23 protein-coding genes, 1 pseudogene and 1 riboswitch are annotated in these 24274 nt (G+C 60.2%); of the genes and pseudogenes, 16 read left to right on the plus strand and 8 right to left on the minus strand.

Annotation, left to right across the window (positions count from 1 at the left end):
- From JMJ95_RS10695 to JMJ95_RS10705, 3 genes are all read right to left on the minus strand, one after another.
- Positions 1-246 (minus strand): Gfo/Idh/MocA family oxidoreductase, encoded by a 246-nt coding sequence (locus JMJ95_RS10695; protein ID WP_290685190.1) that lies wholly within the window; start codon positions 244-246, stop codon positions 1-3.
- Between the two features lie 377 nt (positions 247-623).
- Positions 624-989 carry a hypothetical protein gene (locus JMJ95_RS10700; RefSeq protein ID WP_290685192.1) on the minus strand — a complete coding sequence of 122 codons (366 nt, stop codon included), beginning with the start codon at positions 987-989 and terminating at the stop codon, positions 624-626.
- Between the two features lie 145 nt (positions 990-1134).
- Positions 1135-2310 carry a M20 family metallopeptidase gene (locus JMJ95_RS10705; protein ID WP_290685193.1) on the minus strand — a complete coding sequence of 392 codons (1176 nt, stop codon included), beginning with the start codon at positions 2308-2310 and terminating at the stop codon, positions 1135-1137.
- 363 nt (positions 2311-2673) lie between these two features.
- On the opposite strand from JMJ95_RS10705, the gene JMJ95_RS10710 reads away from it, so the two are divergent.
- The 3 genes and pseudogenes from JMJ95_RS10710 to JMJ95_RS10720 form a co-directional block, all read left to right on the plus strand.
- Positions 2674-3429, plus strand: a complete 756-nt coding sequence (locus JMJ95_RS10710; protein WP_290685195.1) for an IclR family transcriptional regulator — start codon at positions 2674-2676, stop codon at positions 3427-3429.
- A 32-nt stretch (positions 3430-3461) separates the two neighbouring features.
- Positions 3462-4619, plus strand: coding sequence for an alanine--glyoxylate aminotransferase family protein (locus JMJ95_RS10715; protein ID WP_290685196.1), 1158 nt, complete (start codon positions 3462-3464; stop codon positions 4617-4619).
- A 157-nt stretch (positions 4620-4776) separates the two neighbouring features.
- A pseudogene (locus JMJ95_RS10720) lies at positions 4777-5157 on the plus strand (C-GCAxxG-C-C family protein); the annotation flags it as partial.
- An 82-nt stretch (positions 5158-5239) separates the two neighbouring features.
- Here JMJ95_RS10720 and JMJ95_RS10725 read toward each other — a convergent pair.
- The 3 genes from JMJ95_RS10725 to hflK all read right to left on the minus strand — a co-directional run bounded on the left by JMJ95_RS10725 (position 5240) and on the right by hflK (position 7992).
- Positions 5240-5881 (minus strand): lactate utilization protein, encoded by a 642-nt coding sequence (locus tag JMJ95_RS10725; protein WP_290685197.1) that lies wholly within the window; start codon positions 5879-5881, stop codon positions 5240-5242.
- 158 nt (positions 5882-6039) lie between these two features.
- Positions 6040-6909 (minus strand): protease modulator HflC, encoded by an 870-nt coding sequence (gene hflC, locus JMJ95_RS10730; protein ID WP_290685198.1) that lies wholly within the window; start codon positions 6907-6909, stop codon positions 6040-6042.
- A gap of 12 nt (positions 6910-6921) precedes the next feature.
- Positions 6922-7992: an FtsH protease activity modulator HflK gene (gene hflK, locus JMJ95_RS10735; protein WP_290685200.1), complete on the minus strand. Its 1071-nt coding sequence runs from the start codon at positions 7990-7992 to the stop codon at positions 6922-6924.
- A gap of 290 nt (positions 7993-8282) precedes the next feature.
- Between hflK and JMJ95_RS10740 the strand changes: the two genes are divergently transcribed.
- From JMJ95_RS10740 to JMJ95_RS10765, 6 genes are all read left to right on the plus strand, one after another.
- The gene (locus JMJ95_RS10740) at positions 8283-9176 is read left to right on the plus strand and encodes a dihydrodipicolinate synthase family protein (RefSeq protein WP_290685202.1); all 894 of its coding nucleotides are present in this window, start codon (positions 8283-8285) and stop codon (positions 9174-9176) included.
- A 4-nt stretch (positions 9177-9180) separates the two neighbouring features.
- On the plus strand, positions 9181-10371 hold the full coding sequence (locus tag JMJ95_RS10745; protein WP_290685203.1) for a M20 family metallo-hydrolase: 1191 nt from the start codon (positions 9181-9183) through the stop codon (positions 10369-10371).
- Between the two features lie 211 nt (positions 10372-10582).
- Positions 10583-11626 carry an AI-2E family transporter gene (locus JMJ95_RS10750; RefSeq protein WP_290685205.1) on the plus strand — a complete coding sequence of 348 codons (1044 nt, stop codon included), beginning with the start codon at positions 10583-10585 and terminating at the stop codon, positions 11624-11626.
- 358 nt (positions 11627-11984) lie between these two features.
- A riboswitch (SAM riboswitch) is annotated at positions 11985-12088 on the plus strand.
- A gap of 268 nt (positions 12089-12356) precedes the next feature.
- Complete coding sequence (locus tag JMJ95_RS10755) at positions 12357-13262, plus strand: MetQ/NlpA family ABC transporter substrate-binding protein (RefSeq protein WP_290685206.1); 906 nt, start codon at positions 12357-12359, stop codon at positions 13260-13262.
- Between the two features lie 13 nt (positions 13263-13275).
- Positions 13276-14337, plus strand: coding sequence for a methionine ABC transporter ATP-binding protein (locus JMJ95_RS10760; RefSeq protein ID WP_290685208.1), 1062 nt, complete (start codon positions 13276-13278; stop codon positions 14335-14337).
- Positions 14306-14968 carry a methionine ABC transporter permease gene (locus tag JMJ95_RS10765; RefSeq protein ID WP_290685210.1) on the plus strand — a complete coding sequence of 221 codons (663 nt, stop codon included), beginning with the start codon at positions 14306-14308 and terminating at the stop codon, positions 14966-14968. The genes JMJ95_RS10760 and JMJ95_RS10765 overlap by 32 nt, the downstream gene beginning before the upstream one ends.
- Before the next feature lie 65 nt (positions 14969-15033).
- Here the strand turns inward: JMJ95_RS10765 and JMJ95_RS10770 are convergent, their stop codons facing one another.
- Positions 15034-15165, minus strand: coding sequence for a hypothetical protein (locus JMJ95_RS10770; RefSeq protein WP_290685212.1), 132 nt, complete (start codon positions 15163-15165; stop codon positions 15034-15036).
- 398 nt (positions 15166-15563) lie between these two features.
- Between JMJ95_RS10770 and JMJ95_RS10775 the strand changes: the two genes are divergently transcribed.
- The 7 genes from JMJ95_RS10775 to JMJ95_RS10805 all read left to right on the plus strand — a co-directional run bounded on the left by JMJ95_RS10775 (position 15564) and on the right by JMJ95_RS10805 (position 23185).
- A complete protein-coding gene (locus JMJ95_RS10775) occupies positions 15564-16022 on the plus strand; it encodes a universal stress protein (RefSeq protein ID WP_290685213.1) in 459 nt (152 codons plus the stop codon).
- A 133-nt stretch (positions 16023-16155) separates the two neighbouring features.
- Complete coding sequence (locus JMJ95_RS10780; RefSeq protein WP_290685215.1) at positions 16156-18030, plus strand: aldehyde ferredoxin oxidoreductase family protein; 1875 nt, start codon at positions 16156-16158, stop codon at positions 18028-18030.
- 155 nt (positions 18031-18185) lie between these two features.
- Positions 18186-18479: a DNA-binding protein gene (locus tag JMJ95_RS10785; protein WP_290685216.1), complete on the plus strand. Its 294-nt coding sequence runs from the start codon at positions 18186-18188 to the stop codon at positions 18477-18479.
- Between the two features lie 290 nt (positions 18480-18769).
- Positions 18770-20371 (plus strand): thiamine pyrophosphate-binding protein, encoded by a 1602-nt coding sequence (locus tag JMJ95_RS10790; protein WP_290685218.1) that lies wholly within the window; start codon positions 18770-18772, stop codon positions 20369-20371.
- A 408-nt stretch (positions 20372-20779) separates the two neighbouring features.
- Positions 20780-21079, plus strand: a complete 300-nt coding sequence (locus JMJ95_RS10795) for a DNA-binding protein (protein ID WP_290685220.1) — start codon at positions 20780-20782, stop codon at positions 21077-21079.
- Positions 21080-21214: 135 nt separating this feature from the next.
- Positions 21215-22240: a D-cysteine desulfhydrase gene (locus JMJ95_RS10800; RefSeq protein WP_290685222.1), complete on the plus strand. Its 1026-nt coding sequence runs from the start codon at positions 21215-21217 to the stop codon at positions 22238-22240.
- 6 nt (positions 22241-22246) lie between these two features.
- The gene (locus tag JMJ95_RS10805) at positions 22247-23185 is read left to right on the plus strand and encodes a putative sulfate exporter family transporter (protein WP_290685223.1); all 939 of its coding nucleotides are present in this window, start codon (positions 22247-22249) and stop codon (positions 23183-23185) included.
- 250 nt (positions 23186-23435) lie between these two features.
- Here JMJ95_RS10805 and JMJ95_RS10810 read toward each other — a convergent pair.
- Positions 23436-24274 (minus strand): HAD-IIA family hydrolase (locus JMJ95_RS10810; RefSeq protein WP_290685224.1); only part of this gene is annotated, 839 nt, incomplete at its 5' end.

Below are 24274 nucleotides of genomic sequence, written 5' to 3' on the forward strand. Positions count from 1 at the left end.
TCAGTAAAAAGAGGCGAAGACAGGCGTTTTCGTTGCCCTGAACGCCCGGGCGATGGCCGCGCAGTCCTCCCAGGTTCTTCCGAGGAGTCTTTCGATGTAGGCGGGCTTCCGTTGTTCCGCGCAGAAAAGGGCGTACTCCCTGTGGGAATCGGGAGGAGCGGCGATATAGACGGTGTCGATGTCGGGGCCGCTTTTCACCTCGCAGACTGAACCGCATCCAATCATTCCCCACCGGATGATTCCCATGGCGATTCCCTCCTGGAGCCGGGAGAGAGAGTTCTCTTCTATCACGGTGTATATTCAATATTACCGATCAAGGGGAGATTCGTCAATGTTCGACAGAACACCTAAATCCGCTCATTTTTCAGGCAGAGGGAGTGTCGCCGGGCATACGGTGAATTCGCCCTCCCCGGGGGCGAAGAGATCTCGCTCCGCGCTCCTTGCGGAGATATCCCCTGGGGAAGGGCGCCTGAGGTGAGAGAAACCGACACGGATGTCGGTTTCACAAGCAGGCAACCGGCGAACGCAGGGAGCCGCGGGACTCGCTTGGGCAGTTGTCACGAACGACAATCTGCACTCCCCGCCCAAGCAAGTTCCGGTGACACTCCCTCTGAGGTGCGGATTTAGGGGATGACGTTCGCCTTGACGCCTCCCCTGATGGTGGTGGCGGGGAAGCCGAGCATCTGGGCCATGGCGATGCCCACGGAAAGATTCCTCGACCCCACGATTTTCCAGAGAGGCAGGAAGTATATGAACAGGAAGGTTCCTGCCGCGACGGCGATGAAAATCACCACTGTCTGGAAGAGAAGGGTCTGAAGATCTCCTACCTTGATGGTGGCCAGGGACGGGATGATGGCCGCAAAGACCACCATGGAGAAGAAGCCGGACGATTTGCCCTTGTCCAGGATTTTTTCCGGCACAATGCCTATATGCCCCGCTACGGCACCGAGGATGAGGGCCCAGATGGAATAGCTCACCGTCATGCCCATTCCCTTCGAGACTCCTTGAAGATAGAAGGAGAGCCAAGCGAAAAAGGCTGTGACACCGAGGCAGGTGAAGGGGGTGTAGAACCTGTCCAGCCCGAGCTTTTCGTACAGAAGGACTCCCGCTCTCTTCGCCGGGGGCCGGAACCCTCTACCTTTCGAAGCGCCAGATGTTGAGGATGCAGGCAGCAAGAACCCTGGCCCGCTCGAAGATCGAGTCCACGAAGGCGTACTCTCTGTCGGAGTGATTCCACTCTCCCTTCACTCCCATCTGATCCACCGTCGGAACTCCCGCACAGACGGAGAATGCCGAGTCGGAGCCGCCGCCGGAGAATTCCATGGAAGGGGCGGGAAGGCCGAGTTCCCGGTAAATGCCGGCCACGTACTCAAAAAGCCGTTCGTTTCCCGGGGTCTGTTCCATGGGGAAAAAGGAGGCAGGAAAGGAAAGTTCCGTCGACGTTCCTTCGACGTAGGTTGTGCCTGCGACCGCCAAAAGCTTTTCCTTCGCTTCCGCAATCTGGTCCGTGGTCATGCACCGGACGTCGATTCCGGCCCAGGCGAAGTCGGGCACGGCATTGGGAACCACTCCGCCCTTCACTGTTCCCACGTTGAAGGTGAGCCCCCGACTGTAGTCGGTGAGGCGGTGAATGTCCACGATCTTATGGGAGAGCTCGAGGATGGCGCTCCGTCCCTTCTGGGGCTCCCTGCCCGCATGGACCGCAAGACCCTTCACCGTCATCTCGCACTGGACGACTCCTTTCCTTCCCACAACGATTTTGTTCGAGGGGTCCCCTGTTTCGCAGTTGAAGGCGGCAATGCAGCCCTTTGAGCGCTCTTCGAATTCTTTCGCCATATTGGAATTGCAATGGGCCGTTTCCTCGTCCCCTGCAAGGATGAACCGGATGGGCCTCTCCCTGTACCCTGCTTCTTCCAGGGCCTTTGCGGCGAAGATGAGGAGGGCGACCCCTCCTTTCATGTCCAGGACGCCGGGGCCGAAAGCCTTGCCGTCTTCTATGCGGAACGGCCTTTTTTCAACGGTCCCGGCGGGGAAAACCGTGTCGTAGTGTCCGATCAGCGCCACGGGCGCACCAGGGCGATCATGACCAAGGACGGCCGCTACGCTGTTTCCGGCCTTTTCGAAACGAAGAACCTCCGTTTCGGCTCCTATGTTTCGGAGTTCTTTTTCAACTCTCTCCGCTACCCTGTCCACGTTCTCCTTGTCTCTCGAACCGCTTTCCATGTTCACAAGTTCTTCCCAGAAGCCGAGAAGGGAATCCCGCTCCCGCTCCAGGCAGCCGAACGCCGGATTTTCCAGGGGATAATTCATGAAAGGCCTCCTTCTAGAACGGGAAAGCACCCCCGTTCTGCACTCTTAGTGAAATTACGGGGGAGTGTAACAGAAAAAATCAGCAAATTCAAATGCGTCTTCCCCGCCAACCAAGCCTAAATCCGCAGGTTTTTCAGGCAGAGGGAATGTCGCCGGGCACAGCGCCCGGGCCGAGAAACCGACACGGATGTCGGTTTCAGGTGCAGTTGTCAAGGACGACAATCTGCACCCCCCGCCCAAGCGAGCACCGGTGACACTCCCCGCTGCCTGCGGATTTAGGCCAAGGCGACATTGACACTCGGGGATTTATTGGCTAGAATGTATTTTACATTGCGGATAAAAAATCCATGGAGCGAAACGACAATGGAAAACGGGAACATTAGGGTTATCTCACGGGCTTTTTCCATACTGGTTCATCTCGCGCAGGAGAAACGGCCTCTCGGAATCACCGAGATCGCCTCTGCCGTCTCCCTTCCCAAGGCCACCGTGTACCGCATTCTCGACAGCCTCGAGGCCGAGCGGGCCGTCCTGAACCGGGGCGGCGAGTATGAGCTCGGTCCAGTGACGCTGTTGTTGGCGGACGCCTACCGCAGCCAGGTCGGCTTTGCCGAAGCTGCCAGGCCTCACCTTCTCTCCCTCAGGAACGAAACGAAGGAAACGGTCCACCTCTTCGTCTACGAAAGAGGAGAGTTCTACTACCTCGACAAGATAGAAAGCCCCTACCAGGTGCGCATGCACTCCCGAATCGGCGGCAGGGCCTCCCTTTTCCGCCTCTCCGCCGGAAAGGCCCTTCTCGCCTGGTTATCTCCCGACGACCTGAAAGAACTCCATGAGCCTGTTCCCGGCGAAGTCGCCGCAGAGTTTCCCGGCATCCGTTCAAGGGGGTATGCCGTGGATGACGAACAGAACGAGCAGGGGCTCCGGTGCGTCGGAGCGGCCATCCTGGACGGATCGGGGCGTCCGAGGGGCGCCGTGAGCGTCTCCGCCCCGGTGTACCGATTCCCCACCGAACTCCTGGAGAAATACGGCTCTCTCGTCGCACGGGCGGCGGAGGCCATCGGCAGGGAGATTGCCTGCTTCGAAGAGTGTCCGTGTTCCGGCGGACGGTCCGCCGGATAAAAGAAAAAGAGAAAACAAAGGAGGAAGACAGTATGATCAAGACCAACAAGCTCGTCATGATACCCGGACCCACACCGGTGGTGCGCTCCATCCAGGACCAGATGGGCAGGGAAACCGTGGCCTTCGGCGACACCGCTTTCGTGAAGGACTTTTCCGAGGTCATCGCTGACCTTAAGGCCATGTGGCGATGTGACGGCGAAGTGTTTGTCGTCGCCGGCTCCGGCACCATGGGCATGGAAATGGCCATCGCCAACACCACGAAGCGGGGGGACAACGTCCTCATCTGCTCCAACGGCTACTTCGGCGACCGGTTCATCGACATGTGCACCCGGAAAGGGCTCAACACCGATGTCCTCTCCGCCGAATGGGGCACATCGGTGACCCCTGAGATGGTGGAGAAGAAACTGGCCGAGAAACAGTACCAGGCGGTCACGGTGACCCACGTGGAGACCTCCACAGGCGTGGAGGCCCCCATCGCGGCCATCGGCGAAGTGATGAAGAAGCATCCTGAGATCGTCTATATCGTGGACGGTGTGGCCGCTTCCGGCGGCGCCGATCAGTACATGGACACCATGGGTATCGACGTGGTTCTTTCCTGCTCCCAGAAGGCCTTCGGCGTGGCGCCGGGCCTGACCATGGTGTGGGCCAGCGCGAAGGCCATGGAGAGAAGAAAGAGCCTCGGCACTATCCCGGAGTCCTATATCGACTTCGACAAGTGGCTTCCAGTCATGCACGATCCCTCGAAGTACTGGGGAACTCCCGCCATCAACCTTGTCTGGGCGCTGAAGGAATCCGTGCGCATCATGAAGGAGGAGGGGCTCGAGGAGCGCTATGCCCGCCACCGCCGCCAGGCCGCCGTATTCGACGCCGCCCTGGAGGCCATCGGCTTCAGGGTCGCCGCGGATAAGGCCTTCCGCGCGCCGACGCTCTCCGTCTATCTTTATCCTGAAGGTTCCGGCATCGACGACGTCAAGTTCCGTACCGTCCTCGCCGGCGAGGGAGCGCAGACTGCCGGCTGCCTGGGCGGATTTGCCGGCAAGGGCTTCCGCATGGGGCACATGGGCAACATCGACAAGCACACCCTCGTCTCGGCCATCGCCGCCGTGGAGCGGAGCTGCGTGAAGTGCGGGTATACAATCGAGCTCGGAAAAGCCCTTGGCGTTCTCCAGAAAGGGCTCGTCAACGAATAGCATTTCCCTGTGAAGAACGGGGAGGGGACGGGTGCTCCGTCCCCTCGATTTTGGTATTTCGGCCGTTCCTTTTTTCCTGGGGAGGTGTTTTTCGGTGAGTTGTGTACAGGAAGCCCCCCAGCTCATGCTTGACGGCTTTGCCTGAGCGCAGGCTGTTCTCGCGGCCTGCGGGAAAGGGCTGGGACTATCGAGGGAAACGGCGGTCCGTATCGCATCCGGTTTCGCAAGCGGAATGCGTACGGGAGACACCTGCGGCGCCGTGGCGGGAGCCATTATGGTCCTTGGACTCCGCTACGGGTCCGAAGAGTGCGTCACGGCGGCGGGAAGAGCTGCGGTGTACGGGAAAGTCGAAAAGTTCATCAGGCGGTTTCGGGAACGGAACAAATTTCTTCTCTGCCGTGATCTCCTCGGGGTGGACACGAGCACCTCGGAAGGACTCGCAAAGGCGAAGGAACTGAATCTTTTCCGGACCATGTGCCCCGCCCTTGTGGGGGACGCCGCCGCGATCCTCGAAGAGATGGAAAAGGAAGCGGAATAAGCATCCCGAAGAACATGGAAAAAGGCCCTGGCCGGAGGAACGCTCCGGCCAGGGCCTTTTTCCGTCCGCTCACAGGGGAGCGTTAGAAGCCCAGTTCTTCCCCGACGACGAACACGTGGAATGGTGTGGATCCCGGGCGCCTGCTGATGATGGTGGTGACGTTACAGATCCTCGTCCCGGTCCGGCAGTCCATGCAGAGCCCCGTCTGGGTGCAGGGATTGGGCAGGCCGAGCCTTTTGTTGTTCACAGGAGCGGCGACCATCCGAATCCGCTCCTCGGCCGCGTTTAGGTCTTTCACGATCTTGTTCGTCCCCAGAACGACAATAACCTTTCCCGGGCCGAAGATCATGGCGGCCACCCGGTTCCCGTTCCCGTCCCTGTTGACGAGCTGCCCGTCAAGGGTGACGGCGTTCGTTCCGGAGAGAAACACGTCGCAGGTGAGCTGCTTTTTCCTGACCTCCATGCGTTCCTCATTGGAGAGACCGGGGGCTCCATGGTCAAGAATGGTGTTCCCCCGGGACGCCAGTTTGTCCTGAAGGCCAAGGGCTTTCACTGTCCACGAGCCGCCGAAGCCCACAGACGCAGATTCGGGAATGAGCTCCAGGATCTTGTCCGCGGCCGCGGCGGCGGAGGGGCAGTATTCCGCTTCAAACCCGTTTTTCTTCAGGGCCTCCGCAACTTTTTTTCCAAGGGTCTCGTTGTGCCAGGGTGTGAATTCGTTCATTCTTCCTCCTCCTCGTATAATTAATCAACGTGCGGTAGCAAAAAGTGAAGGAAAGCAGGTCACCGCATAAACCTGCGTCCTGAGAACATGAGACAATGGTTCCGTACAGGCAGGAGCGCAGTCTTCCTCCTCGGCAGCGCCTGGTTGCTGCCGCTTTTCTACTCGTTCCTCGCCGGCGGTGTTCCCACGCCCTTGAGGTACTTCAGGATTCCTTCTCCCGGGCGGAGCAGGATCGGGGTGCCCGGAAGGGTGTTCTGGTAAAAGTCCATGGTCTTGATGAAAAGGTAAAGGTCCTTCGCCTCGGAAGTGGCCTTCGCCAGGGTGTCCTGGGCGGTGCTGTCCCCCTGTCCCTTGATCTCCTCGGCCTTTCTTCTCGCCTCGGCGATCATCTCCACTTCCTTCCTGTCGGCGATGGACCTGCGGGTAATGGCCTCCGCCTGGCCTTCCGCCCGGAGCTGTCCCGCTACACGGTTGCGTTCCGCCTGCATGGAGCGGTAGACCGCCTGTTCGTTGTCCTGGGGCAGGAAAACCCGCTTGAATGCCACCGACAGGATTTCCACACCGTATTCCTTCGACTGTTCCTGGGCGATGAGGGTGCCCTGCTCGATGGCATACTGCCGCCTGTCCTTCACCAGTTCATCCAGGGTGAGCCGCCCGGACACGATCCGGACAGCAGAGTAAATGGAGTCGTCAAGCCGCTGCTGGACGGAACCCACCGTGCGCACCCTCCGGAAGAAGGTTTCAGGTTCTGAGATCCGGAAGAGGGCGAAGGTATCGAACACCAGGTTTTTTTTGTCGCTGGTGACCACCGCCACCGGGTCGGCGTCGTATTCTATCAGCTTCTTCGAGTACCTCGTGAGCTGGTCGACAAAGGGAAGCTTGAAGTATATTCCAGGATCGGTCCGGGTGGCGTTCACCTTTCCCAGCCTCAGGACCACTGCCTGCTCGTCGGCCCGGAGGATGTAGAAACATCCCGAAAGCGCCAGCAAAACCGCGAACAGCGCGAGGAAAAACAGTTTTCTTTTCATCCCGGCTCCCTCCTACTGTGCCCCGTCGGGAGACGTCGCTCCCGCGGATTTGAAGAACTGCTCCAGGGGAAGCACCTGGAGGGCGTTCTCCCCGGCGTCCACGATGAACACCTTCAGTTTCGGCCAGACCTTCTCCATGTTCTCCAGCCAGAGGTTGTTCAGCACCAGGTCAGGGTTTTCCCTGTAGGCCCCGTGAAGGGACCTGATCCTTGCCGCCTCGCCCTCCGCCAGGGAGATGCGGCGGAACTTGTAGGCCTCGGCTTCGTTGAGGATCTTGTCTGCTTCTCCCTCCGCCCTGGACAGTATTTCGTTGGAGTACTTGTCCGCCTCGAGAATCAAACGTTCCCGTTCGGCCCTCGCGGTATTGATCTCGCTGAAGGCCGCCTGGACAGCTTTCGGCGGATTCACGTCCTGGAACTGGACCGCCAGGATGAACACACCGGTCTTGAGGAAGTCCAGCTTTTCCTGGATGAGCTTCTTCGCCTCCGTCTGGGAGGCCTCTTTTTCTGTGGTGAGCACGTCGTCGAGCTGTCTTGAGGCGATGACTTCCCGGAGCGTCGACTCCGCCACGTCCCGGATCAGTTTCTCACGAAAAGCCCTGTCCTCGGGGAGGTTCACCACGAAGGAGACCGGGTCTCCCGCCTGAAACTGGAGAACCCAGTCGATCTCCACGATTTTGTTGTCCCCGGTGAGCATCTTCGACTCGTCGGGCCGGTCGGCAAAAGTCGCCGGCGGCCCCGGATTCACCGTCCTGTAGCCGTATTCGAAACGCTGGATCTGCTCCGTGTTCACTATGGTGACGAGGTCGATGACGGGCAGCTTGAAGTTGATACCCTGGTCAGCCACCCCGGAGACCCTTCCCAGCCGGAAGACCACGCCCCGGGACCCGGCGGGAACGATGTAGAATCCCTGGTAGGCCACCAGGGCGGCCACGATCAGGAGAACCGCATACTTGAAAAACCCCAGGTTCAGTTTTTTCCTCTCCCTTGGCGGAGGCGTTCCCCACTCCTCGCCGTCGAACCGCTGTTCCTTCCTTGCCCCCTTCTCAAGCATCCCGAGAAGTTCCTCAAAAAAATTTCTCATATTTCCCCTCCACTCCTGGAATGTGACTCTTTCCCCGAAAATGAATGCGAATCCGCTCCCGGCGGGGGTCCGCACAATGCGGCAGCTATCCCTTTCCCGGGGGCAGTCCTATTGTAGCCTATTTCACGCCCCTTCCGCCATTGTTAGGTGGGGACAACATTTTTCGGACCAAAAAGTAAACAGCTTCAAGCGGGTTTAGGGCAAAGTGCCGGGAGACCATCTTCCGGTTCGCCAGGTTTTGAAGTATCATATACGGAATATCATATATTTTTGACGAGGAGAGAAACCAAATGAAAAAAGTCCGTGGAATTTTCGCCCCCATCGCCACCGCCTTCGACGCTTCCGGAGAGGTGGATTATTCGACCTTTGCAGAGAACACGGTGGCCTTCGGCGCAACGAAACTGTCCGGCCTCGTGGTGCTGGGCAGCAACGGCGAGTTCACCCTGCTTTCCCACGAGGAAAAGGTGAAGCTCGTGGAGACCGCGAGAAACCACCTTCCGGCGGAAAAAATGGTCATCGCCGGAACGGGTTGCGAGTCCTTCAAGGAGACTCTGCAGCTTACGAAGGAATGCGCCGCTGTCGGGGCCGACGTGGCCCTCGTCGTGACCCCCAACTACTACAAGAAGGACATGCACGAGGCCGCCCTCGGGAATTTCTACACCATGCTCGCCGACGCCTCTCCCATCCCCGTGATGATCTACAACATGCCCGGCAACTCCGGGGTGAACGTCCCCTCGTCCCTGACCCTGAAGCTCGCCGCCCACCCCAACATCACCGGCATCAAGGACAGCGGAGGCAACATCGTCCAGATTTCCGAAGTGCTCGCGAAGGCTCCCGAGGGCTTCTCTGTTTTCGCCGGCTCAGGAAGCTATCTTCTCGCCACCCTCCTGCTCGGCGGTGTCGGCGGAACCCTGGCGGTGGCCAACGTGGTTCCCGACTATTGCGCCGAAATCCAGGAGAACTTCGAAAAGGGCGATATTGAGAAAGCCCGGAAGATGCAACTCGCCCTCCTTCCCCTCAATGCCGCCGTCACCAGCCGCTTCGGCATCGGCGGCATGAAGGCAGCCATGGACATGGTCGGCTTCAAGGGGGGACTGCCCCGCCTGCCCATCCTTCCAGCCGGCGAGGAGACGAGGAAGGAAATCGCCAGGATCCTCAAGGAGCTGGGGATCCCCACGGTATAGTCCCGTGATCATCTCCGCAGACCGTTTCCTCGCGGATCTGGAAGCCCTCGGCCGTATAGGCTGGGTGGACGGGGAGGGCATGGACCGCCCCGCCTTTTCCCCTTCCTGCGAGGCGGCCAGGAAGTTCGTGGAGGACAGGATGAAGGAGGCAGGGCTCGCCGTGACCGTTGACGGGGTCGGAAATCTTTTCGGCAGGCTGGAGGGAAGCGATCCCTCCCTGCCTGCCATATATGCGGGGTCCCACCTGGATGCCGTGCCCGGGGGAGGAAAGTACGACGGTTCCCTGGGCGTGATGGCGGCCCTGGAGGCAGCCCGGACCATCCGGGAAAAGAAGCTTCCCCTTCGCCACTCTCTTGTGGTCGCCGGGTTCACAGGCGAAGAGGGGGGCGAGATGGGAGGTACCTTCGGGAGCAGGGCCTTTGCCGGACTGCTGGATGAGCCCCTGCCGGCCGAAAGGCCGGCAAGGGTGGGTCTGACGCCGGAAGAAGTCCGTTCCGCGAAGGCCGACCCTGGGCGGATCGCCTGCTACTTCGAGCTTCACATCGAGCAGGGTCCCTACCTCGAGCGGAGGAACATCTCCGTCGGCATTCCCACGGGTATCGTGGGCATCAGCAGGTACGCCGTCAGGATCGACGGCGAGGCCAACCACGCGGGCACCACGCCCATGAAAGAGCGGAAGGACGCCATGAGAGAGGCCGCGGAGTTGCTCGCCGAGTGGTATGCCTGGACGGATACGAGGGATGACTTTGTCTGCAATGTGGGGGTCTTCTCCCTCCGTCCCGGGGCCGTGGCCATCGTTCCGGGAAGAGCGGACTTTCTCCTCGAGATCCGTTCGCTGAAGGATTCCGTCATGGACGAGATCGCCACCAAATTCCGCTCCTTCCTCGAAAAAAGGAAGAACGTTTCCGTCTCCATGGAGCCCGTGGTCTGGAAAGGGGCCGTGGATCTCGATCCGTTTCTCCAGACGGCAGTGGAAGCCGTCTGCGAGGAGACGAAAGTCTCTTGGGTGCGCATGCCGAGCGGCGCATCCCACGACGCGAACCCCATGGCCCGGATCACCAGGGCGGGAATGATTTTTGTGCCGAGCGCGGGCGGCATCAGCCACTCGAAAGAGGAGTATACGACCCCGGAAGATCTTGCCAGGGGAGCGGACATTCTTGCCCGTGCCATTTTGGAGGCAGACCGGGGCCTGTAGGAAACAATCGTGAAACGAAACGAAGGGGAGCGGAAATGCCTGCGGGCTTTTCCGCTCCCCTTCGTCCTGTTTATGGAGGACCGGGTCATCCTTTCTTATATCCTGTACGATTGCAATTTTTCCGAAGAAACGGAAAAACCTTCTTCCAAAATGCCTATCCTCCTGTAAAATAGGATATGGAAAAAGCCTTTTTATCAAGGGAGTGGATACTGTGGGGAATGTCCAGATCATCATCGGTCTCGTAAGCATCATCTCCATTGTGGCCACGGGGCTGGTCCTCAACTTCGCCCAGGCGGTGTTCATTCCGCTGATTATCGCATGGCTCCTGTCGTACATCTTCGGCCCTATCGTGCGGTTCCTCTCGCGGCTGAAAATCCCGACGTTCATCAACGTCATCGTCGTCCTGGCCATCTTCTTCGGCGTCTGCGTTCTCGGGGCTCTTTTCCTCAACGCCCGCATTCTCACCTTCACAGAGGCCTTTCCGAAATACTATGCCAGGCTTCTTGATATAGGAAAGTCGCTTACCGTGAACTTTGACCTTCCGCCTGACTTCTGGTTGTCCATCAACTGGGGCGTCACTGTCAGGGGATACCTTCTCGAGCTGTCCGGTTCCTTCGTCACCATTGTCTCAAAGCTCGTCATGGTGATCGTGTTCCTCGTGTTTCTGCTCCTCGGCGCCCCCTATTTCGACTACAAGCTGCAGAAGGCCTTCTCTCCCGGCACCGCGGAAAAGGTAAAACGCATCCTCGGCACCATCTCCTTCCAGATCGGCCGGTACCTGAGCGCCCTGGCCTTCATCAGCGCCGTGACGGGATTCCTGGTGTGGTTCGCCCTTGAATTCCTCCAGGTGGACTTTGCGGTGACCTGGGGTTTGCTGGCCTTTATCCTGAACTTTATTCCCACGGTGGGATCCATCGTGGCCTCAATCCCCCCGATCCTGGTGGCGCTGGTACAGTTCTACCCGAGCTACATGCCTGCGGTCGTCACCGCCCTGGTCCTCCTGACCATCCAGGTGACAATCGGCAACTTCATAACCCCCAAGGTCATGGGAGACCGGCTGAACCTCAGCCCAGTCGCGGTGCTCATCTCCCTGCTTTTCTGGAGCCTCATCTGGGGCGTGGCGGGCGCCCTCATCTCCACCATCATCGCCGCCATCATAAAGATCATCTGCGAGAATATCCCCTCCCTGAACTTCATCAGCGTCATGATGGGGTCCGGTAAGGTCTACCAGAAGGAGTTCGAGGAAAGGGTCTGAGTCCCGGAAAAAACACCAGCGAAGGGAAGTGTCCCTCATGAGAAAAACTGCCGTTTTTGCGGCAGCCGCTCTTTTTCTGCTCACCGCTGCCGCTCTGCCGTCCCCTGCGGCGGATTTAGGTTGAACCTAAATCTGCAAATTTTTCAGGCAGAGGGAGTGTCGCCGGGCACAGCGCCCGGGCCGAGAAACCGACACGGATGTCGGTTTCAGGTGCAGTTGTCAAGGACGACAATCTGCACCCCCCGCCCAAGCGAGCACCGGTGACACTCCCGCTGCCTGCGGATTTAGGTTGAAATCGGACTGTTGACAGATCCGGCGGAGGTAGCCTATAATCTCCGTCATACCTGAATACTGAATCGAATCATCCGGAGCGACGGAGGGACAGGCCCTGTGAAGCTGCGGCAACCTCCGCGAGGTTGCGGAAGGGTGCCGGTTCCTGCAGGTTTCCCTGGAAGATGATCGAGGCTGAATGAACCAGCGACGCCTCTTCCAGCATTCCCGAAGATGTTTTTATTTTTTGTCGGTCCCCCGGCCCGACGGAAAGGAGGAATCACCATGACCGGTTCCATCAGAAACGGATTCTGCGATATGTTCACCATGATGATGTGCGGCAACGGCGGATCTCCTCCGGGAAGGGTCGGCGGCTGACATCGTGCGCTGATTTGCCGGAACGGGATCCCCGCAGCTCAAGGGGGGTCCCGTTTTTTTTATCCTGGAAGGAGGGGATGCAATGGCCGATGACGACGGCATGAGCGACATGAAAGAAGCGGACGATGGCATTCGGGCCGGACGGACGAGTCCGAAAGATGTCAGTACAGGACGAAAGGACGGAAAGAGAATGAAAAAAATCGCAGCACTGTGCGCAGCAGCAGCCATAGCCGTTTTCACAGCCGCAGGGGCGGAAGCCGCCGCTCTTGTTCCCCTGAAGGTCGGGGCGACTTCGGGGCCCCATGCCGAAATACTGGAATTCCTGGCGGAGAGACTGAAGAACGAAGGCGTGGACCTCAGGGTGTTTCCCTTCAGCGATTACATCACCCCAAACGCCGCCCTCGACCAGGGAGATATCGACGCAAACTCCTACCAGCACCAGCTCTTTCTCGACACCCAGAACAGGGACCGGGGATACAGGCTTGTCTCTGTGGCCAAGACCGTGGTCTGCCCCATGGGGTTCTACTCAAAAAAAATAGGGACCATCGACGACCTGAAGGATGGTTCGAAGGTCTCCGTTCCTAATGATCCGGCAAACGTGGGCAGGGCCCTGGTCCTGCTGGAAAAGAAAGGATTCATTAAGCTGCGGGAAGGAACGGGGTATACCGCCTCGGTGCTTGACATCGTGGAAAACCCGAAAAATCTCAGGTTTATCGAGATCGAGGCTCCCCAACTTCCCAGGGTTCTGGACGACGTGGACATCGGCGCCGTGAACGTGAACTACGCGGTGGAGGCGGGCCTGTCCCCCCTGAAGGACGCGATCCTGCTCGAGGATGCCGAAACCTCCCCCTTCGCCAACGTGATCGCCGTCCGGGAGGAGGACAGGGACAATCCCCTGGTGAAAAAGCTCGTGGAGGCCTACCGGACGGAAGAGACCGCGAAGTTCATGCTGGAGCGATACAAGGGCGGCTTCATTCCCGCCTGGTAGGGAAGGTTCGGACATGGCCATCCTCCTGAAGGGCGTGACGAAAACCTACGGCGCCGGGGAAAAGCGGTTGAAGGCTTTGAGCAATATTGACCTTGAAATTCCCGACGGCTCCATCTTCGGGATCATCGGACGGAGCGGCGCCGGAAAGAGCACTCTCGTCCGGTGCGTGAACCTCCTTGAGCGTCCGGACTGCGGCTCGGTCGCCGTGAGCGGCCTGGAACTCACCGCCCTGGATGAAGGGGAGCTCCGGCAGGCCCGGAAAAAGATCGGCATGATCTTCCAGAACTTCAACCTCCTGTCGTGCCGCACGGTCTTCGGGAACGTGGCCTTTCCCCTGGAACTGGCGGGATGGCGCAGGGAGGATATTGCGGGGAGAGTCGACGAACTGCTCGACCTTGTGGGCCTTGCCGACAAGCGGGACCGGTATCCCTCCCAGCTTTCCGGCGGCCAGAAACAGAGGGTGGGAATCGCCAGGGCACTGGCCAACAGGCCGGACGTGCTTCTTTCCGACGAGGCCACGTCAGCCCTGGATCCCCTCACCACCCGGTCGATCCTGTCTCTTCTCAGGGATATCAACAGCAGGCTCGGCCTCACCATCGTCCTGATCACCCACGAGATGAACGTCATCCGGGAGATCTGCACCGACGTGGCTGTAATCGACAAGGGGAGTATCGTCGAGCGGGGGCCCGTGCTGGACATTTTCACCGATCCCCGCGCTGAGGTCACCCTGGACATGCTCCGGGACGTGATGGGAGTGGAATTGCCGGAGACCTTCGCCGGGCTCGATTTCAGTCCGGGAATCCATGGGTCGGGAGACCCTGTCCTGCAGCTTCAGTTCTTCGGCGATATCGCCGCCGATCCCGTAATCTCCGGGATGATCCGCCGCTTCGAGGTGGATGTGAACATCCTCGTGGCCAGGATCGGCCATATACGGAACGTCCCCTGCGGCACCCTGGTGATCCGGCTCTCAGGGGACGAAAGGGCGAAAAGCGGGGCGCTGGGCTATCTCAGGGCGCTCGACCTGAAAGTGGAGGTGATCGGCCATGTGGGCTCAGGTATCAGCGTTGCTGTTTAAGGCTCTCGGGGAGACTCTGTTCATGGTGGGGGCATCGTCGGCCATAGCGTTCGCTTCCGGAGTGCCGCTGGGCGTGGTCCTTCACGTGACGTCGAAGGGAGGGCTCCTGGAGAGGCGGGTGCTGAACGGTCTGTTGTCGGCGGTGGTCAATGCCGCAAGGTCAACACCCTTCATCATCCTCATGGTGCTTCTGATCCCGGTAACGCGGCTGATCGCGGGAACGTCCATCGGCACCGCCGCGGCCGTCGTGCCCCTGTCCATCGCCGCCGCTCCCTTCGTCGGGCGGGTGGTGGAGGGAGCCCTGAGGGAAGTGGACCGGGGAGTGGTGGAAGCGGCCCAGGCTATGGGAGCCACGTCATGGCAGATCATCCGGAAGGTGCTCCTTCCCGAGGCTTTCCCGGCCATTCTTTCCGGTCTGACCCTCTCGGTGGTGAGTCTCATCGGTTTCTCGGCCATGGCCGGGGCGGTGGGAGGCGGCGGACTGGGCGACCTGGCCATCCGTTACGGTTATCAGCGTTTCCGCCTGGACGTCATGTTCGCCACCGTGGCGGTACTCATCCTCCTGGTACAGCTCTGCCAGGCCGGGGGCGATTTTCTCGCCGGGCTGGCCAGGAAGGATGGGAAGTCCTGAACGGAAAAAAATCGGGGGGCGCCATAGAGGTGCCCCCTGTCCGGTTTCGGAGTCAGTGGAAGGAATCAGTCTTTTTTTAACGTAACTTCCTTTGAAAACGTGTCGTTTTTCGCCTGTTCGATGTCCCGTATCCATATTTCCCGTTTCTCTTCTTCCTTTACCCTGATGGTAGGTACCGGGGACCAAGGAGTATTCATGGGTGCTGCCGCCGGGTTTTGCCCCCATACTCCCGGAAGCGTCCAGGATGAGCTTGATAGGGTTCGTGGCATCATCCTGGGCAAACGCAGGGTCGGCAGGAACCCGCCGCAAACAAAAAAGAAGAGAAGAAAAGGCAGCGCGAAAACCTGCGGAACGATTCACAATGACCAGCCTCACCGAAAATAGCGGGTATATTCAGGGTAATTTCAGCCTGGAGAAAATGGAACGGACGGTGAAACGGGGTTCCCTCAGTCTGTTTCGGCGGAGGGATTAAATAAACTAAAAATTCAATCGAGGTACGGAATCTTGTGGTATAATTACTTCTGGAGAACCTTCCAAGGCTGGTGGAATCAGGTATTTGCCCGCCCCTTTCCCGGGCGGCGAAGGAGGGATTCAGATGAAGAAAGTCGTTGTGGCGATCGATGGAAGCGAGGCCAGCAGGGGCGTGGTGGATTACGCCATCCATTACGCAAATCGCGAACCGGATGCCGAAATGCTCTTTCTCCATGTCATCGACCTTTCGGAGTATAAGCCAGTGTTCTACGGGGAAGGGACGGTGGTTGTCCCGCCGTCCGACGAAGAGGTAAAGGCGCAGTTCGAGGAGTTCATCAAAGAGGAAATAAAAGCCCTCGGGAAGACCATTCCCAGAATGTCCATTTCGGTGAGATCCGGAAAGATCTACGATCAGATAGTGAAGTTCGCCGAGGAGAACGGGGCGTCCATGATCATGGTCGGTCACCGGGGGCTGGGCGCCATGGAGCGGTTCTTCCTGGGCAGCGTGGCGGCGAAGGTGGTGGCCAATGCCCCGTGCAGCGTCTACGTCCATCGCCCGAGGACCGAAGCTGACGTGGAATGAGCCTTCTGTGCCCCGAAGTCCTCAGTCTCGGCAGGCCCAAACGCCCCGTCCGGGGTCCGGACGGGGCGTTTGGCCTGCCGAGAGACTTCGCGGCGCCGTCTGGTATGGTAAAAGGAGAAAAGGAGCTGCCCTCATGGAAAAACTGTTCGGCTACGCCGGCACGATTTTGTGGATCGACCTCACGTCCGGCGGGATTTCCCGGAAGGAACTTTCAGCTGAAACCATACGGCCCTGGCTTGGAGGAACGGGGTATGCCGCCCGTCTCCTCTACGACGGGGTGCCTCCCGGAGCGGACCCCCTGGGTCCGGAAAACCTGTTTATTCTCGCCACCGGTCCCCTCACGGACAATGGCGTTCCGGGCGGCGGAAGCCTGTCGGTCTGCTGCAAGTCTCCCCTCACCGGGGGGTGGGGCGAGGCCAGGGTCGGCTGCGACTTCGGACCGGAGCTGAAGCGGGCGGGGTACGATTTCGTCGTGCTCTCCGGAATCTCGGATAGTCCCGTGCACATCGTCATCACCGACGACAGCGTGGTACTCCGGGACGGATCTTTTCTCACCGGGAGGAAGGTGCTGGAAAGAGAGAAGCTCGTGAGGGAACAGGACGGTCTTGAAGGGCATTCCGTCCTGACCATCGGCCCTGCGGGAGAAAAGGGCGTGCTTTTCGCCTCCGTCATGGTGGGGCACCGGGCTGCAGGGCGCATCGGTGCGGGAGCCGTCCTCGGTTCGAAGAACGTGGCCGCCGTCTCGGTGAAGGGGACAGGGAGAATCGCCCCCGCCGACCCAGCCGCCTGGATGCGGGAGGTGCGTGCAGCCCACGGGATCGTGAAGGAAAGCCCCAATACGCCGGGATTTACGGAACTCGGCACCATGGGAGGGTACGAGAACTCCGACCGGATCGGGGACCTTCCCACGAAAAACTGGCAGTCCAACTCCTGGGGGAAGGGGGAGGCGGTTTCCTCCCATTTCTTCGGGAAAAACCAGGTTGCCTCCACCGGCTGCTACAAGGGATGCCCCATGAAGTGCGGGAGGAAGGTCCGCGTGGAGAACGGCCCCTGGAAGACCCCCGAACACGACGGCGGAGAGTACGAGACCGTGGGATCTTTTACTGCCTATGTCCTCAACGAGGATGTGGACTGTGCCGTGCACTGCGGGTATCTCTGCAACGAGCTCGGCGTGGACACCATCTCCGCCGGAGCGGTTATCGGCTTCCTGTTCGAGTGCGCGGAGAAGGGCCTGGTCTCACCGGAGGCAGCGGGGGGGCTGGACCTCTCGTGGGGGAACGGCGCCGTCCTTCCCCGGCTTGTGGAGATGATTGCCCTCAGGGAAGGCATCGGCGATATTCTCGCCGGCGGCGTCAGGAGAGCGGCGGAAAAGATCGGCGGAGGGGCGGAGCGGTTCGCCGTCCACGTGAAGGGCCTGGAGGGTCCCTGCCACGACCCCCGGGCCGGCAAGACCCTTGCTGTCAGCTACGGCACGGGCAACCGGGGCATGTGCCACATCCATCCCCTTGAAACGGTGGCTTACGACTGCGCCCACACCGACTTCGGGCTGATCCCTTTCGGCCTGCCCGACCCGAAACGGTTCGGCCGGTGGGACGAGGAAGGAAAGGGCGAGGCGACCAGGATCCTGCAGGACGGAGGGGCCCTCCCGGATATCCTCGGAACCTGCAAGTTTTACATGTACGTGGGCATTACCCCAAGGGAATATGCGGCCATGCTCTCGGCGCTGACGGGATGGAACGTGACGGGCGAGGATCTTTTGGAGACGGCGGAGCGGGTGACGAACCTTCAGCGCCTTTTCAACTGCCGGGAGGGTTTTGGAAGAGAGCAGGACCGTCTTCCGGACAGGGCACGGTCCCTGCCTGCCTTCGGGAAATATGCCGGCAGCCCGGAAAGCGCTGTCCGGAACTACGACCTCATGCTGAACGAATATTACGACGCCAGGGGATGGGACAGGGAAACCGGCGCTCCCCTGGAGGAAACCCTCCTTCGGCTTGGGATTGAAGGATAGAAGACAGGATGCACAAAGCATTTACATGGAAAAGACGGGAGACAAACGGGGGAGAAAAAGGTACAATATGAACCTGTTATGTCAAGAACAGGATGATGACGAGGTTTCCAGGCAGAGGCAACACACACTTTCGGGGAATGGGAGTTGATGTCCGGATGCTGACGGAGAACATCGTGACGGTTTCGGGGACGCTCCATCTGATCCGCGTCGAGGCAGGCGCCGGCAAGCCGAAGAAATACATACCCTTTTCGGTGCGCCAGGACACGCCGGGGACGGATGGGAGCGTCAGAAAGGACTTTCTTCTCGCCAGGATTTATGATCCCCGCATCCAGGAAGAAATGAAGAACCTGAAGGAAGGGGTGCCTGTAAGAGTGCATGGGGATGTGCGCTCATCCCTGGGAAGCGGCGAGATGTACATCAACGTGACCGCCATCGAAGTTCTGGTTTAAGGACTTCCCCGTTCCGTCCAGCGGGCCGAAAGGTTGCTTGGGGACGCGCATTGCAGTGCGTGCAGATGGTGTGGTGCATCAGGGATAGAGACTGGGTGATCCCGGTGCCGGAACAATTCTGACTCTATCCGGTTCCCTGATTCGAATCTGCTCTTTTTTCCGAAAAACGCCGTCGCCGGGATTTCATTGTCTTTTTCTCATTCTCCCGCACCGTTTTCATCGGGACGCTCTCCCTCCGGGGGCGTCCCGTTTCGTACAACACCATCATTTCAAATCAGGAGGTCGATTCAATGGCAGGGAATACCGGCGGAAGAACAGCCGTCCGGGTCCTGGAGCGCATGAACATGTCCGTTCTCTTCGGCATACCGGGCATTCACAACCTTTCTCTTTATAAAGGTCTCTCAACAAGCCCCATAAGGCACATCACCACCCGCCACGAACAGGGGGCCGGGTTCATGGCCTACGGATGGGGCAAATCCACGGGAACACCGGGAGTGGTCTTCGCCATCACCGGACCCGGACTCACCAATATCCTCACGCCTCTCGGCCAGGCCTTTCACGATTCAGTTCCCATGGTGGCCGTCACCACCCAGATTCCCTCGCGGTTTCTTTCAGGCCGTTCCGGCTACCTTCACGAACTTCGGGATTCCACCGTCATGTCCTCCTCGGTCACCAAGGGCTCCTTCCGGGCATCGTCCCCGGAGGAGATTCCCTGTCTTGTGGAACAGGCCCTCAGACTCTCCGTCGAGGGACGGCCGGGGCCCGTGCACGTGGAGATTCCCCTGGACTATCTCGACGAACCCTGCGGCCTGCCCGGCGGAGAACCGGTGCGCCGGGAGGGGTACCCTCTTTCTGAAGGGCTTGTCGGCGAAGCTGCCGGGAGCCTGTCGGCAGCCCGGTCGCCCTTCATCATCGCCGGCGGAGGTGCCGCGGGAGCCGCTGAAGCGGTGAGGTCGCTGGCGGAGAAGCTCTCCTCTCCGGTGGTGCTGACGTCGGCGGGGAAGGGTATCCTCCCGGACAATCACCCCCTCTGCCTCGGTGCACGGCTCCATTTCCCGGCGGTGAAGGAGCTGCTGCGGAATTCGGACTGCATCCTCGCCCTTGGAACCGAGCTTTCCCCCGCGGACCTGTGGGAGGAGGAATTTCCCTTCCCCGACAGGATGATCTCGGTAGACACGGACGGCGGCTTCGCCTCGTCCCGGAAAGGACTGTTCCTCGGGGGCAGGTGCGAGGACGTGGTCCCCATGCTTGCGGAAGCGGTGAACGACAGGGGAAACATCTCCTTTCCCGGCAGGACGGCCCTTCTCGGCGAATGCCGGGAGGCCCTCGGTTCCGTTCTCGGCGTGGAAGAGGAGCTTCCCCTGCTGTATGACACCGTCTCGGCGCTTGCGGGGGCCCTTGGCGGCGACGGTATCCTCTGGGCGGACATGACGGGGGCGGCGTACTGCGCTATCAGCGAATATCCCTGTTCCCGGCCCAGAACGTTTCTCCATCCCGTCGGCTTCGGCGCCCTCGGAGCGGCCCTCCCCGGAGGCCTCGGGACCAGGTGCGCCTTCCCGGACCGCAGGGTTGCGGTCCTCACCGGAGACGGAGGATTCCAGTTCACCCTTCCCGAGCTTGCGGTGGGGGTCCAGGAGAAGATCTGCCTCCCCGTGGTGCTCTGGAACGACGGCGGTTTCGGCGAAATCCGCCGCACCCAGGACAGGAACGGCGGCCCCAGGATCGCCGTGGATCACTGGAACCCCGATTTTCGGGTCTTGGCGGGAGCCTACGGGATTCCCTATTTCGCTCCCGAAGGGGGCGCGGGTATCGGACAGGCGCTGGAGTCGGCCTTTGAGGTTCCTACACCGTCCATCATCGAAGTGAAGGTCCGGAAGGGGGCGAGGATATGATCCCCGGAGTGAGAAAGGCGGTGGGCTCGGCCTCAAAAAGGCCTCCGACCCGGCGGAGCATGCCCCGAAATGGAAACTGGGCGGCGACGAGAACTTCGACACCCGCCTGGTCGGATACCCCCGCTACCTGCGGATTCAGGGAATACCTAAATCCGCAGGTTTTTCAGGCAGAGGGAGTGTCGCCGGGCACAGCGCCCGGGCCGAGAAACCGACACGGATGTCGGTTTCAGGTGCAGTTGTCAAGGACGACAATCTGCACCGGCGGCCCAAGCGAGCACTGGTGACACTCCCCGCTGCCTGCGGATTTAGGGAATAAAGAAAAATTTGCGAAAAAGGCTAACGAGTGGTATTCTTCTCTGTACCCCTTGATGACGGGGGGATCAATAACGAACAAGGAGTTGGGTTTTGTTGAACTTCGAGAATTCTGTCACGGTTACCGGATCGATCCACCTTCCCAAGGGCGACATGGCCGGAAGAAACCGGAACGGCGTCTACCTGAGATTTTCGCTGAAGCACCCGAGCCTCGGGTATGACGGCGTGGAGCGGACGAGCTTCCTTCCTGTCCGGGTCTTCGATCCAGTCCTGCAGGAATGGCTCCGCGGAAAGGGCGAAGGCTCACCGGTCCGGATTACGGGCCGGCTTCAGACCTCCAGCGGAAGCGGCGAGATGTACATCCTCGCGAAATCCTTGGAGGAAGGGGCGGCCTAGCTCCTCTTATACGAGCATTGTTCGGCGTCTCTCCCGGCTGTCCTGTCCGGGAGAGACGTTTTTCTTTTTGTCCCTCTGTAAGGTATACTGTTTATGACAGATTCGATTTTTATTAATTAAAGGAGCTGGATAAAAGTGAATCTCGCCCGTTTTCCCCGCCGCAGGTACACCGAAGGAGAAACGCCTCTGGAAAGGCTCGACAGGCTGTCCGCATATCTCGACGGCCCCGAGATATGGATCAAGAGAGATGATTTTCTGGGGTTCTTCCCCGGGGGCAACAAGACCAGGAAGCTCGAATTCCTCATGGCTGAGGCCCTTGAGAAGGGAGCGGACGCCGTGATCACCTGCGGTGCCCCCCAGTCGAACCACTGCCGCCTCACCCTCGCCGCAGCCCGCAGGGAGGGCATGGAATGCCACTTCGTCATCGAGGAGAGGGTCCCCGGCACCTATTCCGAGAGAGCCTCGGGGAACATGTTCCTCTTCCAGCTCATGGGAGTGGACTCCATCCGGGTGGTCCCCGGAGGAGCAGACATGACCGCCGAAATGGAAACGACCGCAGCGGAACTCAGGGCATCGGGCAGGAAGCCCTACATTATTCCCGGCGGGGGTTCCAACGCCGTGGGAGCCCTGGGCTACGTGGCCTGTGCCGAGGAGATTCTCTCCCAGTCGTTCCGGAAGGGCGTCTCCTTCGACCGGATTTTCACCACCAGCGGCAGCTCCGGCACCCACGCAGGACTGGCCGTGGGGCTCTGGGGCAACCGTTCGGGGATTCCCCTCACGGGAATCAACATCAGCCGGCCGAATTCCCTGCAGGTTCCTCTCGTCGAAAAGGTCGCCCGTGAGACGGCCGCCCTTCTCGGGATCGGAGATCATCTCCCCGACGGCCTCATCCAGTGCTTCGACGGTTATGTGGGTGAAGGCTATTCCCTGCCCACCCCCGCCATGACGAAGACGGTGGTCCTGCTGGCCCGGATGGAATCCATCCTGCTCGATCCCGTTTATACAGGCAAGGCTTTCGCCGGAATGATCGACCTCATCCGACAGGGTTTCTGCAAAAAGGGAGAAAAGGTCCTCTTCATCCATACGGGAGGCATGCCCGCCCTCTTCCACTACCAGAAATATTTCGACCCGGAACTGTTTCCGGAGGACGGGCGGAGGTAATCCCTTATGGAATTGAAGCGAACGAACGCCCCGTTTCTTCTCTTTCTCGCCGTCGCAGCGCTGCTGGCCATCCTTCCGGCCACGAAGACCTGGGCGGTGGGCATCGCCCTGCTTCTCGGAGCGGCGGTGAGCAATACGGTGCCGTCGGCAGCTCCGTCCGGCCTCGGGAAAATGCGGAAGCTCGCCCTCAACACGGCGGTGGTCCTCTTCGGGTTCGGCCTGAACATCGGCCAGGTGATCTCCGTGGGGGGGCAGGGAGTCCGGCAGACGGCGGTGAGCCTCGGCGTGATCATCTCCCTGGGGTACTTCCTGCTCCGGTTCTTCCGCCTCGAAGGGAACACCATGAAACTCATCACCTTCGGCACCTCCATCTGCGGCGGCAGCGCCATTGCCGCCGTCTCCTCGGTGATAAAGGCCCGGGACGAGGAGATAGGTGTTGCCATGGGCGTGGTCTTCCTGCTGAACACCGTGGCCCTCTTCGTCTTTCCGCTGCTGGCCCGGGGGATGTCTCTTTCCCCTGAACAGTACGGCATCTGGTGCGCCCTCAGCATCCACGACACGAGTTCCGTGGTGGGAGCCGCCGCCTTTCTCGGGGACGCCTCACTGTCCACGGCCACCATCATGAAGCTCACCCGGACCTTGTGGATCACTCCCATCGTCTTTGTCCTCTCCCTCCGGCAGGGAGAAAAGGGGAAACTCTCGGTGCCCCTCTTCATCGTCCTCTTTCTTCTCGCGTCGGTTGCCGCGTCGGTGCTTCCCTTCCCGGCCCTCTTCAAAAGCCTCGCTTCGGCGGGGAAGGTGTTCATGGCCGCAGCCCTCTACATGGTGGGGTTCGGCCTCCACCGTTCCGTGATGAAGAAAGCGGGAGCGGGGGGCATGCTCTTCGGCAGTATTCTCTGGGCAGTGTCCATCGTCGCCGGGTATTTCCTGGCATCGATGAGCTGAACTCCGTTCCGATCCGGCGCCGGCTGCGGGTAAGGGGCCGGGGCGGAACTCAGGGGGAGTGTTCCCCGCCGTCGGCCTGGGGCCGGTTTGTTTCCTCTCGGAGGAGATCGAGAAACTTCTGCGAAAAGACACTATCCGGCGGACGAAATTCTTCCCCCGGCAAAGGCTCTTGAAGAGGAGATAAACCGATTGATAGCCGACATGAGGATTTTTTTCCCCGGAGGAATCCCGGCCGGATCCGCGAGGATGGTCACTCCGTCCTTGGAAGGGACCATCTGCCGCAGGTTCCCGCAGGCGAGAAAAGGTCGGGAAGGGAGGATATGTACCCGTCGGGGCGCCTGAAATCCCCCTCTCCGGAATGAAGGGCTTCGCCCATGAGGATGGCGGAGATGCCGGCCCGGTGGGCGCCCAGGATGTCCACATCGGGCGTGTCGCCCACCATGACGGTCCGCTCCCTGGGAAAACCTGCCGAGTCGATGGCCTCGGCAAACATGGGCGGAAAGGGCTTCCCCACCACCACGGGATCCCTGCCCGACCCCGTGCGGATTGCCTCCACCAGGGCGCCTACCCCTGCTACGGGTCCTTCCGCCGTGGGGAAGGTCCGGTCGATGTTCGTGGCCACGAAGAGCGCCCCGTTCCGAACGGCCAGGGCCGCCCGGCGGACCATGGCCAGGGTGGCGGTCTCATCCCAGCCCAGAACGAGCGCTTCGCAGTCCTTTTCGCCTGCGGCGAGGATTCCCGCCATCTCCACCTCCTTGTGAAGCCCCGATTCGCCGATAACCCATGCCCTGGTGATTCCCTGCTCGGCGAGGTACTTGGCCGTGGCCGAACCGGCTGTGACGATCTCGTCCATATCGGCGGCGATACCGTGCCCCCGCAGGCGGTCGGCTATCCTCACCCGAGTGGTGGGGTTGTTCGTCAGAAACCGCACGGTCTTTCCCATGCTTCTCAGCGTATCGAGGCTCTCGGCAGCTCCCGGCGTGGCTTCACCCCCGACGTACAGCACGCCGTCGAGGTCGAAAAAGAAACAGTCGAACAGGTCTGCTATCACGGGCGACACTCCTTTGCTCTTTTTTCTTTTGGGTTTAT

The sequence above is a fragment of the Aminivibrio sp. genome, assembly GCF_016756745.1.
Lineage (GTDB): Bacteria > Synergistota > Synergistia > Synergistales > Aminobacteriaceae > Aminivibrio.